The 16,963-nt window shown below is 73.0% G+C and carries 17 protein-coding genes and 1 tRNA gene; 10 read left to right on the forward strand and 8 right to left on the reverse strand.

Annotated features, from left to right (window positions below; all coding sequences use genetic code 11):
• Positions 1-95: 95 nt before the first annotated feature.
• Positions 96-1,760 (reverse strand): urocanate hydratase, encoded by a 1,665-nt coding sequence (gene hutU / locus ADL34_RS07070; protein WP_062664551.1) that lies wholly within the window; start codon positions 1,758-1,760, stop codon positions 96-98.
• A 160-nt stretch (positions 1,761-1,920) separates the two neighbouring features.
• Here hutU and ADL34_RS07075 point away from each other — a divergent pair, with 160 nt between their 5' ends.
• The 5 genes from ADL34_RS07075 to ADL34_RS07095 all read left to right on the forward strand — a co-directional run bounded on the left by ADL34_RS07075 (position 1,921) and on the right by ADL34_RS07095 (position 5,711).
• Positions 1,921-3,333 (forward strand): diaminopimelate decarboxylase, encoded by a 1,413-nt coding sequence (locus ADL34_RS07075; RefSeq protein WP_062664657.1) that lies wholly within the window; start codon positions 1,921-1,923, stop codon positions 3,331-3,333.
• A gap of 228 nt (positions 3,334-3,561) precedes the next feature.
• Positions 3,562-3,954, forward strand: a complete 393-nt coding sequence (locus ADL34_RS07080) for a hypothetical protein (protein ID WP_055624228.1) — start codon at positions 3,562-3,564, stop codon at positions 3,952-3,954.
• Positions 3,951-4,742, forward strand: coding sequence for a hypothetical protein (locus tag ADL34_RS07085; protein ID WP_062664553.1), 792 nt, complete (start codon positions 3,951-3,953; stop codon positions 4,740-4,742). Before ADL34_RS07080 ends, ADL34_RS07085 begins: the two co-directional genes overlap by 4 nt.
• Positions 4,743-4,824: 82 nt before the next feature.
• On the forward strand, positions 4,825-5,322 hold the full coding sequence (locus ADL34_RS07090) for a roadblock/LC7 domain-containing protein (protein ID WP_062664555.1): 498 nt from the start codon (positions 4,825-4,827) through the stop codon (positions 5,320-5,322).
• Between the two features lie 14 nt (positions 5,323-5,336).
• Entirely contained in the window at positions 5,337-5,711 is a 375-nt protein-coding gene (locus tag ADL34_RS07095) for a hypothetical protein (RefSeq protein WP_062664557.1), read from the forward strand.
• 10 nt (positions 5,712-5,721) lie between these two features.
• Here the strand turns inward: ADL34_RS07095 and ADL34_RS07100 are convergent, their stop codons facing one another.
• The 3 genes from ADL34_RS07100 to ADL34_RS07110 form a co-directional block, all read right to left on the reverse strand.
• The gene (locus ADL34_RS07100; protein ID WP_234374964.1) at positions 5,722-6,276 is read right to left on the reverse strand and encodes a hypothetical protein; all 555 of its coding nucleotides are present in this window, start codon (positions 6,274-6,276) and stop codon (positions 5,722-5,724) included.
• Between the two features lie 134 nt (positions 6,277-6,410).
• Positions 6,411-7,271, reverse strand: coding sequence for a MurR/RpiR family transcriptional regulator (locus ADL34_RS07105; RefSeq protein ID WP_062664561.1), 861 nt, complete (start codon positions 7,269-7,271; stop codon positions 6,411-6,413).
• Positions 7,268-8,785 (reverse strand): aromatic amino acid ammonia-lyase, encoded by a 1,518-nt coding sequence (locus ADL34_RS07110; protein WP_062664563.1) that lies wholly within the window; start codon positions 8,783-8,785, stop codon positions 7,268-7,270. The genes ADL34_RS07105 and ADL34_RS07110 overlap by 4 nt, the downstream gene beginning before the upstream one ends.
• Before the next feature lie 201 nt (positions 8,786-8,986).
• On the opposite strand from ADL34_RS07110, the gene ADL34_RS07115 reads away from it, so the two are divergent.
• Entirely contained in the window at positions 8,987-9,418 is a 432-nt protein-coding gene (locus tag ADL34_RS07115) for a hypothetical protein (protein ID WP_062664565.1), read from the forward strand.
• A gap of 325 nt (positions 9,419-9,743) precedes the next feature.
• On the opposite strand, the gene ADL34_RS07120 is transcribed toward ADL34_RS07115, so the two are convergent.
• Positions 9,744-11,132, reverse strand: a complete 1,389-nt coding sequence (locus ADL34_RS07120) for a cystathionine beta-synthase (RefSeq protein ID WP_062664572.1) — start codon at positions 11,130-11,132, stop codon at positions 9,744-9,746.
• Positions 11,133-11,290: 158 nt separating this feature from the next.
• On the opposite strand from ADL34_RS07120, the gene ADL34_RS07125 reads away from it, so the two are divergent.
• From ADL34_RS07125 to ADL34_RS07135, 3 genes are all read left to right on the forward strand, one after another.
• Positions 11,291-12,331, forward strand: coding sequence for an SGNH/GDSL hydrolase family protein (locus ADL34_RS07125; protein ID WP_062664573.1), 1,041 nt, complete (start codon positions 11,291-11,293; stop codon positions 12,329-12,331).
• Positions 12,332-12,562: 231 nt separating this feature from the next.
• Positions 12,563-13,783: an acetyl-CoA C-acetyltransferase gene (locus tag ADL34_RS07130; protein WP_062664574.1), complete on the forward strand. Its 1,221-nt coding sequence runs from the start codon at positions 12,563-12,565 to the stop codon at positions 13,781-13,783.
• Between the two features lie 283 nt (positions 13,784-14,066).
• Positions 14,067-14,888, forward strand: coding sequence for a hypothetical protein (locus ADL34_RS07135; RefSeq protein ID WP_062664575.1), 822 nt, complete (start codon positions 14,067-14,069; stop codon positions 14,886-14,888).
• A 14-nt stretch (positions 14,889-14,902) separates the two neighbouring features.
• On the opposite strand, the gene ADL34_RS07140 is transcribed toward ADL34_RS07135, so the two are convergent.
• Positions 14,903-15,214 (reverse strand): hypothetical protein, encoded by a 312-nt coding sequence (locus ADL34_RS07140; RefSeq protein ID WP_225994396.1) that lies wholly within the window; start codon positions 15,212-15,214, stop codon positions 14,903-14,905.
• Between the two features lie 102 nt (positions 15,215-15,316).
• On the opposite strand from ADL34_RS07140, the gene ADL34_RS07145 reads away from it, so the two are divergent.
• Positions 15,317-15,547 (forward strand): DUF4287 domain-containing protein, encoded by a 231-nt coding sequence (locus tag ADL34_RS07145; RefSeq protein ID WP_062664578.1) that lies wholly within the window; start codon positions 15,317-15,319, stop codon positions 15,545-15,547.
• A 90-nt stretch (positions 15,548-15,637) separates the two neighbouring features.
• On the opposite strand, the gene ADL34_RS07150 is transcribed toward ADL34_RS07145, so the two are convergent.
• Both ADL34_RS07150 and ADL34_RS07155 read right to left on the reverse strand, forming a co-directional pair.
• Positions 15,638-16,534: a Bax inhibitor-1/YccA family membrane protein gene (locus tag ADL34_RS07150; protein WP_062664580.1), complete on the reverse strand. Its 897-nt coding sequence runs from the start codon at positions 16,532-16,534 to the stop codon at positions 15,638-15,640.
• 294 nt (positions 16,535-16,828) lie between these two features.
• Positions 16,829-16,912 (reverse strand) — tRNA-Leu (locus ADL34_RS07155).
• Between the last annotated feature and the right edge of the window lie 51 nt (positions 16,913-16,963).

The raw sequence follows: 16,963 nt of genomic DNA on the forward strand, positions 1-16,963 counted from the left end.
CCCGTCGTTCCGCGGGGCGAGGGGGAGGGTGGGCACAGCCGGACCCGCGGACGGCGACGAACCGCCCGCCCCCACCGGGGAGTTGCCGTTCTCACTCACGCCGGGTCACCCTCGCGCATCGGCACCCGGACCTGCCGCTCGTCGGCGACGGACTCCGCGATGTCGTAGCCGGCGTCCACGTGCCGGATGACGCCCATGCCGGGGTCGTTGGTGAGCACCCGGCGGATCTTCTCACCGCCGAGCTTCGTGCCGTCGGCGACCGTGACCTGCCCGGCGTGGATGGAGCGGCCCATGCCGACGCCGCCGCCGTGGTGCAGGGAGACCCAGGAGGCGCCGGAGGCCACGTTCACCATGGCGTTCAGCAGCGGCCAGTCGGCGATCGCGTCGGAGCCGTCGAGCATGGCCTCGGTCTCGCGGTACGGCGAGGCGACGGAGCCGCAGTCGAGGTGGTCGCGCCCGATGGCCAGCGGCGCGGCCAGCTCGCCGCTCGCGACCATGTCGTTGAAGCGCTCGCCGGCCTTGTCGCGCTCGCCGTAGCCGAGCCAGCAGATCCGGGCGGGCAGCCCCTGGAAGTGGACGCGCTCGCCGGCCATCTTGATCCAGCGGGCGAGGGACTCGTTCTCCGGGAACAGGTCGAGGATCGCCTTGTCGGTCTTCGCGATGTCGGCCGGGTCGCCGGACAGGGCGGCCCAGCGGAAGGGGCCCTTGCCCTCGCAGAAGAGGGGGCGGATGTAGGCGGGGACGAAGCCGGGGAAGGCGAACGCGCGGTCGTACCCGGCGAGCTGGGCCTCACCGCGGATGGAGTTGCCGTAGTCGAAGACCTCGGCGCCGGCGTCCATGAAGCCGACCATGGCCTCGACGTGCTGGGCCATGGACTCACGGGCACGCGTGGTGAAGCCCGCCGGGTCCTTGGCCGCGTAGGAGGCCATGTCGTCGAAGTCGACCCCGACCGGCAGGTAGGCCAGCGGGTCGTGCGCCGAGGTCTGGTCGGTGACGATGTCGATCGGGGCGCCCTCGGCGAGCATCTGCGGAAGCAGCTCGGCGGCGTTGCCCAGGAGGCCGATGGACAGCGGGCGGCGGGCGTCGCGGGCCTCGGTGGCGAGCTGGAGGGCGTGCTCCAGGGAGTCGGCGCGCACGTCGAGGTAGCGGTGCTCGATGCGGCGCTCGATGGCGCGCGGGTCGCAGTCGACGCAGATCGCGACACCGTCGTTCATGGTGACGGCGAGCGGCTGGGCGCCGCCCATGCCGCCGAGGCCGGCGGTGAGGGTGATCGTCCCGGCGAGGGTGCCGCCGAACTTCTTCGCGGCGACGGCGGCGAACGTCTCGTAGGTGCCCTGGAGGATGCCCTGGGTGCCGATGTAGATCCAGGAGCCGGCGGTCATCTGGCCGTACATGGTGAGGCCGAGGGCCTCCAGGCGGCGGAACTCCTCCCAGTTGGCCCAGTCGCCGACCAGGTTGGAGTTGGCGATGAGGACGCGCGGGGCCCACTCGTGGGTCTGCATGACGCCGACCGGGCGGCCGGACTGGACCAGCATGGTCTCGTCCTGCTTGAGGGTCCGGAGCGTGCGGACCATGGCGTCGAAGGAGCGCCAGTCGCGGGCGGCCTTGCCGGTGCCGCCGTAGACGACGAGCTTGTCGGGGTGCTCTGCGACCTCGGGGTCGAGGTTGTTCTGGAGCATCCGCAGGGCGGCTTCCTGCTGCCATCCCAGGGCACTCAGTTCCGTACCGCGCGGAGCTCGGACGGTGCGGGGTCCTGACATGGTCTGCCTCCCAGCGGACGAGGACGATGATTGTTGAGGTTGCTATTCACATCCTGACTTCATGAATAGAGCTAGTCAATACATCCGTGCGCCAGCAGGGGCGCCCGGTCGGTGTTTGGCTGGATGCGTGGGCACGGACGGCGAAGGGACGGAGAACGCGGTGGGCGAGGCAGCGGGTATCGAGGCGCACGACGGCCGGCGGGCGGCGCGGCGGGACGAGGCGGTGCGGGCGGCCGTGGAACAGGGGCTGCTCGGCCCGGACTCCCCCGTCGTCGGTCTGCTGGACGTCACCGGCATCCGGGAGTCGGCGGCGGCGCTGCGGGCGGCCTTCGACGCCGTGACGGCTCCCGGCACCCCGGTGCTGCACGCCTTCGCCGTCAAGGCGTGCCCGCTGGTGCCGGTGCTGCGGCTGCTGCGCGAGGAGGGGATCGGCGCGGAGGTGGCCAGCCCCGGCGAGCTGGCGCTGGCCCGCGCGGCCGGGCTGCGCCCGGAGGCCACCGTCCTGGACTCGCCCGCGAAGACCCCGGCGGAGCTGCGCCAGGCGCTCGCCCTCGGCATCGCCGTGAACGCCGACAATCCGCAGGAGCTGGAGCGGCTGGACGCCCTGATGCGCGCCGGCGGCCCGGACGGCACGGGAGGCACCCCCGCCGCCACACGTCGCTCCCCGCTCGGGCTGCGGGTGAACCCGCAGGTCGGCGGGGGGTCCATCGGGGCCACGTCGACCGCCACACCCACCTCGAAGTTCGGGGTGGCGCTGCGCGATCCGGGGGCGCGCGCCTGGGTCGTCCAGGCGTACCGGGACCGCCCGTGGCTGACCCGGCTGCACACGCACACCGGGTCGCAGGGCATCCCGCTGTCCCTGATGGCGCAGGGGGTGGCGGAGGCGTACGCGCTGGCGGAGGAGATCAACGAGGCGGTCGGGCGGCGGCAGATCGACACCCTCGACCTCGGCGGCGGACTGCCCGTGAACTTCGCCTCGGACGCGGCCACCCCGACCTACGCGCAGTACGCGCGCCTGCTCGCGGAGGCGGTGCCGGGGCTGTTCGACGGCCGCTACGGCCTGGTCACCGAGTTCGGCCGGTCCCTGCTGGCCAAGCACGGCACGATCGTGGCGCGGGTCGAGTACGCCAAGAGCGCGGGCGGCCGTCCGGTCGCGATCACGCACGCGGGCGTGCAGGTGGCCGCGCGCACGGTGTACATGCCGGGCAGCTGGCCGCTGCGGATCGCCGCGTACGACGCCAAGGGCCGCCCCAAGGAGGGGCCGGACGTGACGCAGGACGTGGCCGGGCCGGCCTGCTTCTCCGGCGACCTGCTGGCCGAGCGGGCCTCGCTGCCGCTGCTGGAGCAGGGGGACCACGCGGCGGCGCTCGACACCGGCGCGTACTACTTCGCACACCACTACTCCTACAACTCCCTGGCCCGGCCCGGGGTGTACGGCTTCGCGGCCGGCACGGACGGGGAGGTCGCGTTCGCGACGGTCCGGGAGCCGCAGTCCGTCGAGGAGATCGTGGCCGAGTCCGGAGGGGCGCACGCCACCGCGCTCACCACCCTCGGCGAGCCCGGGCGCCGTTGACGCACCCCGGGCGAGACCTGTGAACAGGGGAGGTCAACTCCCCTGTGCAGGTGCCCAGTCGAGGCCTCTGTGCAGGCTCAGTCGAGCCCCCTGTGCAGGTGCTCAGTCGACCCACCCTAGCCACTTCGCGCATGTTCCACCGGAAAATGCGCGAACGCTCACTCGCCGCACACACGTTGCGTAGTTTGGCGGTCACTCAGCCGGACCCCAGGCGGGAGGGGAGCGACGGTGCCCGGAATCGACGAGTGCTTGCTGGAGACGATGCGACTGCCAGGTGCCCGGGGGGCGGCGCTCGTGGACTGGACGAGCGGGCTGGCCCTGGGCACGGTGGGCGACCCACCGGGAGGTGACCACGAGACGGCGGCCGCCGAGGCGGCGGAACTGGCCCGCCTGGCCGCCGAGCAGCAGGCGTTCGGCCCGGAGGACGGCGGCGACGCCGCGGATCCCCCGGTCGAGGACGTGATCCTCAGCAACCGCGACAGCTACCACGTACTGCGGTTCGTGCCGACGTCGTTCGACAGCAGCGTGTGCCTGTACCTGTGGCTGGCCCGCTCGGACGGCAACCTCGCGCTGGCCCGCATCCGGCTGGGCGAGATGGCCGAACGGCTGGTGCTCGGATGACCGTCGTCGCGAGCACCCCGCCGCCCCGGCTGCCGGTCCGGGACCGGCAGGCGGCCCTCCGGGAGGCCCGGGGTGTCGTCTCCCCGATGCTGACCCGGCTCGCGGACGAGCGCGCCACCGGCGTCCTGCACCGCGAGCACGGCACGCTCCACCTCGTCGACGGCCGGGTGGTGCACGCGGAGAGCCCGCTCGCCCCCAGCCTCGGGACGCTGCTGACGGCCCACGGCGGTCTCGACGCCACCGCGTGGCGGGACGCCGAGGACACCGCCGACGAAGCCCATCTGCTGCGGCACGGCGTCACCCCCGGCGTGCTGGAGCTGACCCAGGTCAGCGCCCTGTACGACGCGGCGTACTTCGCGCTCGCCCCGAGCAGCACCCCCGGCCGCTTCCGGTACGGCGGGGCGCACTGGCTCGCCGCCGTGCACCCGGTGCCGGTGGACGACCTCGAGCGCGAGACGCTGCGCCGCCGGGCCCTGCTGCGCCACATCTGGCCGGACCCGGCGATCGACGGCGCGCCGCTGGTGCGGGCGGACCCGGTCGCGGCGCCCGCGGTGCCCTCCCGGCAGGCGGCCGTACTGGCCCGGGTGGACGGCGTCCGCAAGGCCGTGGACATCGCGCGGGAGCTGGGCAGGCCCGCCTTCCACACCCTGGTGCACCTGCGGCGGCTGGCCGCGGCGGGCCTCGTCTGCGTGCGGACACCGCCCCACCAGGACCATCCGTCCGACGGCGCCGGCGATCCCTATGTCGCGCTGCTGAAGAGGGTCAGGGATGCGCTGGAGGCCCTTTGACCGCAAACCCTTCGAGGACCGCGACACGGCGGACGGGCTGCCCCGCCCGCCCCAGCGGTCCCGTGCCGAGAGGAGAAAACTGATGGCGGCCGAGGCCGCTCTACTCGACGAGTTCCGCCGGCTCAGAGCCCGGGTGCCCCAGCTGACCGGGGCCCTGGCGGCCGGCGTCGACGGCCTCGTCCTCGCCCACGACACCCCCGGCGTCGAGCCGGACGGCCTGGCCGCGCTCACCGCGGCGGCGCTCGGTGTCGCGATGCGCGTGACGGACGCGACCGGCCGGGGCGACTTCCGCGAACTGCTCATGCGCGGCACCGGCGGCTATGTCGCCACCTACGCCGCCGGCGGCACCGCCGTGCTGACGCTGCTCGCCGAGGACGGTGTCAACGTCGGCCGGCTGCACCTGGAGGGCCGTCGCGCCGGCGCCCGCATCGGCGAACTCGTCGACGCCGACGCGGCGCTGCCGAAGCCGAGCCCGGCCACGAGCTCCGCGAAGGAGCCCGCCAAACCCATGCCCACCCGCACGAGAAGCACGCGCGCCGCGCGCACCGCCGCGAACGCGCGCACCACTACCGAAAGTTGAGAGGAAACCACGTCATGGCCAACACCGAGACCGCTCTGAAGGAATGCCTCGCGTCGATCGAGGGGGCGACCGGCGTCGCGCTCGTCGACTACACCAGCGGAATGGCCCTCGGCACCCTCGGCGGCAGCAAGACCTTCGACCTCAACGTCGCCGCCGCGGGCAACACCGACGTCATCCGGGCCAAGATGCGCACCATGGAGCACCTCGGCCTCAAGGGCGGCATCGAGGACATCCTGATCACCCTCAACGACCAGTACCACCTGATCCGGCTGCTCACCGGGCGCGGCGGCAACGGTCTCTTCATGTACCTGGTGCTCGACGCCAAGCGCGCCAACCTGGCCATGGCCCGGCACCAGCTGAAGAAGATCGAGGAGGAGTTGGAGGTCTAGGGCACCCGCGTCACACGAGCGCCGCGGTGCGGCGGCGGGCCCCGCCCGGGGCCGCGTCGCCCGCGGCGACGCCGGTGGTGCGGAAGCCCTTCACGGCCTTGCCGGCCGGTCGGCCCGCGCGGGCGTCCAGCCAGTCGACCCGCACCCACAGCAGGACGCCCCCGGCCAGCTCACGGCGGCCCAGCCAGGCCGCCTTGAGCCACAGCCCCGCCCCGCAGCCCGCCAGCAGCAGCCCGCCGGCCACCGGCACCGCGAACGCGGAGGCCAGGGCGGCGACGAAGGCGAGCAGCAGCCACCAGCGGTGACCCCGGCGCCAGGCGCGTACGCTCACCGCCCGGTCCTGGAGCACGTCCTGCTTGGCGGCCCGCGCGGCCGGCCCGATCAGCGCGGCGTACCGTCCGCGGCGGACGTACGCGACGACGGCGAGGGCGACGAGGAACAGCGCGGCCCCGGCGAGCCCGCCGATCCGGCGCCCCGTCAGACCCGGCACCAGCGCGCCGACACCGGCCGCGCACACCCCGGCCCACCACAGCGGCGCGGCCCCGGCCCGTACGACGACGGCCACCCGAGCCAGCCCATGTCCTCCACCGCGCACCACGTTCAGCCTCCCGTCTCGTTGTCGTCCAGACATCCGTGGCGGGCAGATTAGCCAGCCAACGTGAGACGAGCCTTAAGAACACCGGGAGCGCGGGGACCGGTTCACTCCACGAAGAGCCCTCGTGCCGCCGCCCGTGCGTCGAACTCCTCCAGACGCGCCTGGGCGTCCGGCAGGTCGTCGCACATGGCCTCCAGCAGGACCCGGCCCAGCAGCATCGGCGCGCACGCGGTGTCGAACGCGAGGCCGGTGCCGACGGCCGCGGGCAGCAGCAGGTCGGAGGCCCGGGCGACGGGCGCGAACGCGGAGTCCGCCACGGTCACGACGGTCAGCCCGGCCTCCTTGGCGTAGGCCAGGGTGTCCACGACCTCGCGCGGGTGCCGGGGCAGGGCGAAGCAGAGCAGGGCGCTCGCCCCGGCGCGTACGGCGGCGTCGATCCGGTCGTGGAGCATGGTGCCGCCCTCGTCCAGCAGCCGGACGTCCGGATGCACCTTGGCGGCGAAGTACGCGAAGCCGTACGCCTGGGCGGCCGCGGCGCGCAGTCCGAGGACGGGCAGCGGGCGGGAGGCGGCGAGGACGTGCCCGGCGCGCTGCACGGGACGCGGGTCGGCGAGCGCCTCGGCCAGGTGCCGCAGGTTCTCGATCTCCGCCTCGACGGCCTGCTGGTACTCGTTGTACGAGCCGGTGTCCGGCGCGGGCTCGACGGGGGTGACCTCGCGCAGGTGCCGGCGCAGCGCCGGGTAGCCGTCGAAGCCGAGGGCGACGGCGAAGCGGGTCACGGACGGCTGGCTGACACCGGCCAGTTCGGCCAGCTCCACGCTGGACAGGAAGGGCACGTCGGCGGCCCGGCGCACCATGCTGTGCGCGATGCGCCGCTGGGTCGGTGTCAGCCGGTGCCCCTCGAACAGCGTCTGGAGCCGCGCGGCGGGACCGTCCGTCCCGGTCGTGTTCCTGTCGGCACTCATGCCGCGCTTCCCCTCCAGAGATCGGTGAACCGGTCGAGCAGGGCCGCCGCCGCGGTCACGTCGCCGGTCAGCGGACGGTCGGCCGGGTCGTCGTCGAGCACCGCCTCGGCCAGCGCCAGCGCCCGGCCCGCCGGCAGCGCGGGGTCGGGCCGCAGATCGCGCTGGCGCAACGCCCGTACGGCGGAGACGAGTTCGCAGCCGACGACGAGACGGTACGCGTCGCACGCGCGCAGTGTCTGCCGGGCGGCGAGCGAGGCGAAGCTGGCCTGCTCCTCCACGCCCCGGGAGAGTACAGCGTGTCCGAGGGAGGCGGGGGCGGAGAACGCGCGCAGGTCGCCGAGGGCGGCCGCGGCGGCGTACTCCAGGATCATCACGCCGGACGCTGCGGGCGCGGGGTCGGCGAGGAAGGGCCGAAGGCGCGTGAACGCCGGTTCGTTGAGGGTCGACAGCCGGGACGTCGACAGCCGGGCGACCTGCATGAGCGCGAGCCGGAAGTGGTCGAGGGCGAGGGCGAGCTGCGCCTGGTAGAAGCCGCCGTGGTGGTAGGCGGCCATGTCCTCGGGGGAGATGAGGGGGTTCTCGGCGGCGGCGTTCATCTCCACCCCCAGCACCTGCTCCAGGGCGTCGGCGGCGTCGTGCGCCGGGCCGTGGATCTGGGGCAGGCAGCGGAAGCCGTACGGGTCCTGGATGCGGCCGAGCGGCGGGGTCGGCCGGTCGGCGGCGCCGACGAGCCGGCGCATCCGGCGGGCCACCTCCGCGGTGCCCCGGTGCGGCCGGGCGGCGTGGACGGGGGCGGCGTACGCCTCGTGGGAGCCGTCGACGGCGAGCAGGGAGAGGGCGGCGACGACCTCGGTGGCGCCGACGAGCCCGCGCAGCTCGTGCAGGGCGAGGGCGGCCTGGCCGAGGGTGAGGGCGTTGCTGCTGATGAACGCGAGGGCGTCGTTGTTGTCGAGCGGCAGCGGCGCGGGGGCGCCGGGGCCGCGCCAGGGGTGCTCGCCGGCGAGCGCGAGGCCGGCCTGGGCGAGGGCGGCGATGTCGCCGGTGCCGACGGAGCCGAACTCGTTGACGACCGGGTGGGCGCCGCCCTCCAGCGCCTCGCACAGGGCGGTGACGACGCCGGGGCGCAGTCCGGCGCCGCCCGCGAGCAGCTGGTTGGCGCGTATGGCGAGCATGGCCCGCACCTGCCGGGCGGGCACCTCCGCGCCGATGGCACCGGCGTGGCTGCGCAGCAGCCGCAGCCCGTGCCCGGCGGCGGCCTCCGTGGGCACGGGCTCGTTGCGGTTGGCGCCGACCCCGGTGGAGCGGCCGTAGACCCGTCCGGTCGCGGCGATGAGACGGGCGGCGTCCCAGGACACCTCGACCCGCTTGAGCGCCTCGGGCGCGGGCACCGGGCGCGCGGCGCCGTCGGCGAGGAGCACGACGTCGGCCACGCCGAGCCCTGCCCCGTCGAGGACGACCGGCCCGGCGTGCCCGGGGGCCGGTACACCCGGCAGGTCCACACACCGCGACCCCATCGACCAGCACTCCCCTCACGCCTCTATTCAGCCAGGAAGAACTCTGCATGACACTATGCAGCCGGGCAAGGGAGGTCTCGTATCGCGGCCCGTACGTCGTGTGCCGCCCGGACGGCGGGCGGGGCTTCCCCCGTCGCGAGAGGGGGGTTGTCCCCAGTGCGTGAGGCCCCCGTCGCTCCCTACCGTGGGCGTATGACGGCAATGGACGCGCAGGGCCCCGAGCTCAAGAAGGAACTCGACGCCACGCTGCAGGCCCGCAGGGAGCTGGGCGAGGAGTACGAGTCCGCGCTGGTCGACTCGTTCCTGGAGAAGGTCGACCAGCGCATCGACGGCGCGGTCGAGCGCCGGCTCCGCCGGCAGCTGGCCGAGCAGCAGATGACCGCGGCCCGGGGCGCCCGGTCGTCCCAGGCCACGGACAGCTGGGGCGAGCGCTTCGGGTTCGGCATCGTCTCGCTGGTCCTGGCGATCCCGCTGTCGGCGATCGGCGGCGGTATCGCCCATCTGCCGGGACTGCTGGCCGCCTGGGCCGGGATCGTCGGCGTGAACGTCGCCCAGGTCCTGCGCACCAACCCCGGGCTGTTCCGGGGCCGGCGTCACGGGTCCGGCAAGGGCGACGACGCCTGGGAGGACTGAGGAGATTTGTGCGCGGGGACCGCCGCACCCCCGTCACCGGGGGGCGGGACGACGGCGGTCCCCGCGAGGGACGTCGACCGGGTCAGGGCCAGGTCTCACGTCCGGCGTCCATGGAGGTCCGGGAGCCGCTCCGGAGGTCCTTGGACGTTCGGCGCCGGCTCGGGCGGGGAGCCGCTCCCGCCCGCCTGCCGACACCCATCAATGTGCCGGACGCGTGTTAAGCGTGTGCTGCGTCGACGTGACACGCTCGTACCACTTCGGCGACGGTCGAGGCCGGCGGCCGCAGGTTCGCCGCCGGCCCGGCCCGTTCACCGTGGATCCGCCGCTACTTCCCGCCCTTGGCCAGGAAGGCCAGCAGGTCCTGCCGGCTGATGACCCCGGTCGGCTTGCCCTCGACGAGCACGATCGCGGCGTCCGCGGCGCCCAGCACCGACATCAGGTCGCCGACCGGCTCGCCGGAGCCGACCTGCGGCAGCGGGGCCGACATGTGCTTCTCCAGCGGGTCCTCCAGCGAGGCCTTCTTGGTGAACAGCGCGTCCAGGAGCTCGCGCTCCACGACGGAGCCCACGACCTCGGCGGCCATGACGTCGGGGTGACCGGCGCCCGGCTTCACGATCGGCATCTGCGAGACGCCGTACTCGCGCAGCACCTCGATGGCCTCGCCGACCGTCTCGTCGGGGTGCATGTGGACGAGGGACGGGATGGCGCCGTGCTCCTTGTCGTTGAGGACGTCGGCGACGCGGGCGTTCGGGCCCTCGTCCTCCAGGAAGCCGTAGTCGGCCATCCACTCGTCGTTGAAGATCTTCGACAGGTAGCCGCGACCACTGTCCGGCAGGAGCACGACCACGACGTCGTCCGGGCCGAGCCGCTCGGCCACCCGCAGCGCGCCGACGACCGCCATGCCGCAGGAGCCGCCGACGAGCAGGCCCTCCTCCTTGGCGAGGCGACGGGTCATCTGGAAGGAGTCCTTGTCGGACACCGGCACGATCTCGTCGGCGACGGTCCGGTCGTAGGCGCTCGGCCAGAAGTCCTCACCGACGCCCTCGACCAGGTACGGCCGGCCGGAGCCGCCGGAGTAGACCGAGCCCTCGGGGTCGGCGCCGATGACCTTCACCTTGCCGTCGCTGACGTCCTTCAGGTAGCGGCCGGTGCCGGAGATGGTGCCGCCGGTGCCGACGCCCGCCACGAAGTGGGTGATCTTCCCCTCGGTCTGCTCCCACAGCTCGGGGCCGGTCGAGTGGTAGTGGGAGAGCGGGTTGTTCGGGTTGGAGTACTGGTCCGGCTTCCACGCCCCGGGCGTCTCGCGCACCAGCCGGTCGGAGACGTTGTAGTACGAGTCGGGGTGCTCGGGGTCCACGGCGGTCGGGCAGACGACGACCTCGGCGCCGTACGCGCGCAGCACGTTGATCTTGTCGGTGCTCACCTTGTCGGGGCACACGAAGATGCACTTGTACCCCTTCTGCTGGGCCACGATGGCCAGCCCGACACCGGTGTTGCCGCTGGTGGGCTCGACGATGGTGCCCCCGGGCTTCAGCTCCCCGCTCTGCTCCGCCGCCTCGATCATGCGCAGGGCGATGCGGTCCTTCACGGAACCGCCCGGGTTGAAGTACTCGACCTTGGCCAGGACGGTGGCCTGGATGCCCTTGGTCACGTGGTTGAGCCTCACCAGCGGGGTGTTGCCGACGAGGCTGATCATCGAGTCGTGGAAATGCACCGTTGTCTCCGGATGCTGCAAAAGATGCGGTCGTGGTGTTCCGCCAGCCTATGGCCTGCACGAGACCCGTGAAGGTCGTTCACTCGCCGTGGGGATTGGGCCACCGTCCGTGCGGGGCAAGCAGTTGATGTACGGCTACGAGGAGGTGGCGGCGACGCATGACGAGCATGTCCAGGGCACGGGTGGCCCGACGGATCGCGGCGGGCGCCGCGTACGGCGGGGGCGGTATCGGCCTGGCGGGCGCGGCGACCGTCGGCCTGCTGCTCGCCGAGGTGCGGATGGCCAGGCGCCACGTCGGCAACGGCTCGACCAACCACGTCCCGAACGCCGACGGCCGCTACGGCCGCCTCTACGACGCCCCGGGCGAGACCGCGCTGCGCCTGACGCTGCTGGGCGACTCGACCGCCGCCGGGCAGGGCGTGCACCGGGCGGGGCAGACCCCGGGGGCACTGCTGGCGTCGGGGCTGGCCGCGGTGGCGGAACGCCCGGTGGTGCTGCGCAACGTGGCGCTGCCGGGGGCCCGGTCCGACGATCTGGACCGCCAGGTGGCCCTGGTGCTCGCCGACCCCGCCGCGCCGCCCGACATCTGCGTGATCATGGTCGGCGCCAACGACGTCACCCACCGGATGCCGCCGACGCGCTCGGTACGGCACCTGTCCTCGGCGGTCCGGCGGCTGCGCACGGCCGGCGCGGAGGTCGTCGTCGGCACCTGTCCCGACCTGGGCACGATCGAGCCGGTGCAGCAGCCGCTGCGCTGGCTGGCCCGGCGCGCCTCGCGCCAGCTGGCGGCCGCCCAGACCATCGGGGTGGTCGAGCAGGGCGGGCGCACGGTGTCGCTGGGCGACCTGCTGGGCCCGGAGTTCGAGGCGAACCCGCGGGAGCTGTTCGGGCCCGACCACTACCACCCCTCCGCGGAGGGCTACGCGACCGCGGCGATGGCGGTCCTGCCGACCCTGTGCGCGGCGCTCGGTCTGTGGCCGGCGGACGAGGAGCGCCCCGACGTCACCCGCCGCGAGGGCTTCCTGCCGGTCGCCCGGGCCGCCGCCGAGGCCGCGTCGGAGGCCGGTACGGAGGTCACGGCGGCGATGCCGACCGGGCCGAAGGGGCCCTGGGCACTGCTCAAGCGCCGGCGCAGGCGCAGGCTGGGAGAGGCGGAACCGTCGCCGGCCGGGCAGGCCGGTGTACGGGAGGCCCCGTGAGTCACGGTCGCCCCGTGAGCCACACGGCGGCGCTGTGAGCCACACGGCGGCACCGTGAACCAAGCAAGCGCTTAGACAATTGCGGTCAGGGTCACACCCCGATACCCGTGACCCTCCGGGTACGGACGGGTAACTTCCCTCACAGCCCTGCCCGACCCACCGGTACGCGCACCCTCCGCCGGCGCCCCCGCAACGAGGCGCCGCGCGCCGCGCCCTTCGACTGGAGCCGTGATGCCCGAAGCCGTCATCGTCTCGACCGCCCGCTCCCCCATCGGCCGCGCCTTCAAGGGCTCCCTGAAGGACCTCCGTCCCGACGACCTCACCGCCACGATCATCCAGGCCGCCCTCGCCAAGGTGCCCGAGCTGGACCCGCGCGACATCGACGACCTGATGCTCGGCTGCGGTCTGCCCGGCGGCGAGCAGGGCAACAACCTCGGCCGGATCGTCGCCGTGCAGATGGGGATGGACCACCTGCCGGGCTGCACGATCACCCGTTACTGTTCCTCGTCGCTGCAGACGAGCCGGATGGCCCTGCACGCCATCAAGGCCGGCGAGGGCGACGTCTTCATCTCGGCCGGCGTCGAGATGGTCTCCCGCTTCACCAAGGGCAACTCCGACTCCCTGCCCGACACGCACAACCCGTTCTTCGCGGAGGCCGAGGCCCGCACCGCCGACGTCGCCCAGCAGGAGGGCACCACCTGGCACGACCCGCGCGAGGACGGCCTGGTACCGGACGCCTACATCGCGATGGGCCAGACCGCCGAGAACCTGGCCCGCTGGAAGGGCGTCACCCGGCAGGACATGGACGAGTTCGGCGTCCGCTCGCAGAACCTCGCCGAGGAAGCCATCAAGAACGGCTTCTGGGAGCGCGAGATCACCCCGGTGACCCTCCCCGACGGCACCGTGGTCAGCAAGGACGACGGCCCCCGCGCGGGCGTCACCCTGGAGGGCGTGCAGGGCCTCAAGCCCGTCTTCCGCCCCGACGGCCTGGTCACCGCCGGCAACTGCTGCCCGCTGAACGACGGTGCCGCCGCCGTCGTCATCATGTCGGACACCAAGGCCCGCGAGCTCGGCCTCACCCCGCTCGCCCGCATCGTCTCCACCGGTGTCTCGGGCCTGTCCCCCGAGATCATGGGCCTCGGCCCGGTCGAGGCGTCCCAGCAGGCGCTGCGCCGCGCCGGCCTGGGCATCGACGACATCGACCTGGTCGAGATCAACGAGGCGTTCGCCGCCCAGGTGATCCCCTCCTACCGCGACCTCGGCATCCCGCTGGAGAAGCTGAACGTCAACGGCGGCGCCATCGCGGTCGGCCACCCCTTCGGCATGACCGGCGCCCGCATCACCGGCACGCTCATCAACTCCCTGCAGTTCCACGACAAGCAGTTCGGTCTGGAGACGATGTGCGTGGGCGGCGGCCAGGGCATGGCCATGGTCATCGAGCGCCTCAGCTGACCCCGTCGGCGACCCCTGCGTAGTCGCCTCACGACCGAGTGTGAGCCGTCGGCCCAGAACCCGGGAAACCCCCTGGTTCTGGGCCGATTTGTGATCCAATCTCCCTCAGGATGTGACCTATCTCCCTCGGTGGAGGTATTCACGCAGCTCAGAGCCGTTGTACCACCCGCCCCCCGAGCCAAAGACCTGTCCGGTTCGTGACGTTACGCACTGACAGCTGGATGGTCCGCCCTTCAAGCTGATGTAGGAAGTCGGGGGTCGACTTTGAACCGGGAGTACGTCAGTGAGCGCCATGCCGATCGCCCTGCTGCTCATCACGGCCGCCACCGGCGCCGTGGGCGTCGCCGTCCTGCGCACCCTCATGGTGCTGCGCCGGCAGGTCGCCGCCCTGCACGCCGAGCTCGCCCGGGGCAACGCCGCGCGGACCGCCGGCCGTGTCCCGCAGGCCCGGCTCGCCGCCGACGCGGACGAGATACGCGCGGCCGTCGCCGAAGCCCTCGCCGAGGAGCGGGAGCGGGAACTGGCCGAGGCGCGTGCCTTCTGGGCCGCGCAGGAGGCCCGGGACGGCTCCGACGGGCCCACGCTGCTGGGCCTCGCCGACAGTGAGCTGTTCCTGCCCCGGCAGGCCGACCTCGCGGGCCTCGACCACCTGGAGCCGGTCGCCGAGCCGGCCACGGAGGCCGAGGAGTTCTCGGCCAAGGACCTCGTGCAGCCGGGCACCCCGACGGAGTCGCCCGAGCTGGCCGCCGCCCGCCGCCGGCACCCCTCCCACCCGGACTTCGTCCCCGTGCAGTCGCCCGTCGTGAACGACCACGAGCGCACCGTGGCCGCCCTGGAGGACCTGGCCGCCTCGGCCATCGCGCTGACGGACGTCCGCCCCGGCCCGCTGGGCACGCTGGACGTGTACGTGTTCGCCGACGGCACCACGCTGTGCATGACGCCGGGTCACCGCGAGACGGCCGAACGGCTGGCCGAGGCCCTGCGCGCCGGCGTGACGCCGGTCCTGCTGGGCGGCTCGGGTGTCTCCGGGGCGTACACCCTGACCTTCGCCTGCGGTGACGAGAACGTCTACATCCTGGCCGACCGGGTCATAGCGTCCCTGTAGTCCCGGGTCCGCTCTCAGACCCCGGCGCGCTTCTGCGCCTCCTCCACCAGCCGTACCGCGTCCTCGACCTCGTCGTCGGCCGTCAGGACGACGGCCAGGTCGTGCACGGCGACGGTGATCTGGTCCGCCGCGGCGAACATGCCCGCGTCCGGCATCTCCCGGGGCTCGGACCCCGGTTCCTCCAGCAGCTGCGCCCGCCGGGACAACTCCCGGGCCAGGCTCAGGGCTTCGCTCGCCGCCGAGCGCTGCAGCCGGCTCTGCGGAGCGGCCCTCAGACGATCGGCGAAGTGATCCACGGCACGGGTCAGGGGCGTCGTATCAACCACGACCCCAACCTACGCGCCTCGGCGGGACTGTTGCCAACGGGCGGACGCTCAGGCACGGTGACCTGAAGGACCGGCTTACATCCCCTGCGTTCGGAGGCGCCGATGTCCCAAGTCTTCTCCGAGGAGACCCATCGCAACCTGCTCGCCCGCATCCCTCATTGCACCGGTCGTGAAGTGTCCGACTGGCTCCGTGCCGTCGAAGACGGCCCCGCTCTCTTCAACTTCGAGGAGAAGGTCAGCTGGCTCCGCCACGAGCACAACCTCGCGTACGGCCACGCGAAGGCGATCATCCATGAGTACGACCTGAGGAGGGCCGCGCGCAAACTGCTCTGAGGCCCGCCGGCCGGGGCACGCACGCGCGCCACGACACGCGAAGGGCCCCGGGTGGGAACCCGGGGCCCTTCGGCGTACGACCGTCTGTGATCAGTCGCTGCTGTTGAGGATCGCGATGATGCGCAGGAACTCCATGTAGATCCAGACCAGCGTCAGCGTCAGGCCGAAGGCCGCCAGCCAGGACTCCTCGCGCGGAGCGCCGTAGGCGATGCCGTCCTCGACCTGCTTGAAGTCCAGGGCGAGGAAGCAGGCGCCGAGCAGGATGCCGACGACACCGAAGAGGATGCCGAGCGGGCCGCTGCGGAAGCCGAGGCCGTCACCGCCGCCGAACACCGCGAACAGCAGGTTGATCGCCATCAGCACGATGAAGCCGAGCGCGGCCGCCATCACGAAGCCGACGAAGCGCCGGTTCACCCGGATCCAGCCGGCCTTGTAGGCGACCAGGACCGCGGCGAAGACCGCCATGGTGCCGAGCACCGCCTGCATGGCCGCACCGCTGGCGATGCGGTTGTCCACGACGCTGGAGACGACGCCGAGGAACACGCCCTCGAACGCGGCGTACGCCAGGATCAGCGCGGGCGAGGCCTTGCGCTTGAAGGACTGGACGAGCCCCAGCACCATGCCGATGAGGCCGGCGCCGATGGCGATGCCGTACGACCGGCTGATGTTCGCGTCGTCGACCGGCAGCGTCGCCCAGGCGAGGGCCGCCGTGACGATCAGCACGCCGAGCGTGGTGCCGGTGCGCATGAGGACGTCGTCCATCGTCATGCGGCCGGTGGTGGCGGGGGCCTGCGGCGGCGCCCCGTACTGAAGGTCCTGCTGCGCGTAGGGGTTCTGCGCGTACGGGTTGCCGGCCTGCGGCTGGGCGTAGGGATTGCCCTGCGTGCCGACAGCGGCGCCCCCGGCCTGCGGCGCGGCGTTGAAGCCCGCGTAGCCGTTGTCGCGGCTGAACCCCCGTCGCGAGAAGACCGGGTTGCTGCTCCTCATTGCACTCCTCCATGGCCACCGTGCGCGGCCTTGGCTCAAGAGTAATGGATTGGCAAAGGATCGACCCTAATACCTGGGGAGGATCTTTCCCTCTTCCTGCTGGCCAACACGCTACGCGTCCGGGTGATTCCCGGCCATGACCGGGAGCGTTCATGACCAGACTGGAACGTGCCCGGAACCAGACGGAGATCACCCGGCCGCCGGACGGCCGTCCGGGGCGTTCGCGGGGTGGGGTGCCCTTCACCCGGCGGTGCGCGGCCGGGAGGGAAACCGGGGACGGGGAGGATCGGAAAGTGCCCAGAGCCGGACTTGAACCGGCACGCCCGCGAAGGGGCAGCGAGGTTTAAGCTCGCCGTGTCTGCATTCCACCATCTGGGCAGGCCATGGGCTCCGCATCGAAGTCCTGAGCCTATCGGGAGCCGCCTGTCG

This window comes from Streptomyces sp. NRRL WC-3605 (assembly GCF_001509795.1).
GTDB classification, from domain to species: Bacteria; Actinomycetota; Actinomycetes; order Streptomycetales; family Streptomycetaceae; genus Streptomyces; species Streptomyces viridochromogenes.